Raw genomic sequence first — 472 nt, 5'->3', positions numbered from 1 at the left:
GATTCCGCCTCCGGGCACCATTCCTTCCCTTTGTTATCAGTAAAATAGCCCTTTAAACAGCGCTTTATGCAACTACGCCATTGATTTTAGGCGTTTTGCGTTGACGTGGCTAACTCTCTGATTTTCCACAAAACACCGTCAGGTCTACACAGATCATTACGCGCGCTTTACGCGTGAGCGTATGGCCTTGTGTGTCCACGGCGCTGCCCTTCCTAAATTTCCTCAGGTTGTAAACCGAACTCCAGACACAATTAGGAGGAGTGATCGGTTATGGCTACTTTCCGGAAAACGGGCGGCCGGTGGCGTGCAGAGATTGCAAAAAACGGCATTCGAAAAAGCAAGACGCTTAACAAGAAGCGTGATGCCCAAGCTTGGGCAGCTGAAGTTGAGGCAGCGATTGCGAACGGCGAATATCGCATGGGAGCCGCGCCCTCCAAGGCGGTTTTTGCAGATGGCATGGCACGTTATGCAG

Annotated in this window: 1 protein-coding gene; it reads left to right on the top strand. The window is 51.5% G+C overall.

Features of this window, described 5'->3' with window-relative positions; genetic code table 11:
• Positions 1–270 precede the first annotated feature (270 nt).
• On the top strand, positions 271–472 hold a 202-nt coding region (locus tag FY251_RS22885), incomplete at its 3' end, for a hypothetical protein (protein ID WP_222847879.1).

Source organism: Haloferax sp. KTX1 (genome assembly GCF_902410085.1).
Lineage (GTDB): Archaea > Halobacteriota > Halobacteria > Halobacteriales > Haloferacaceae > Haloferax > Haloferax massiliensis.
This window is presented reverse-complemented; position numbering and strand designations above follow the sequence as displayed.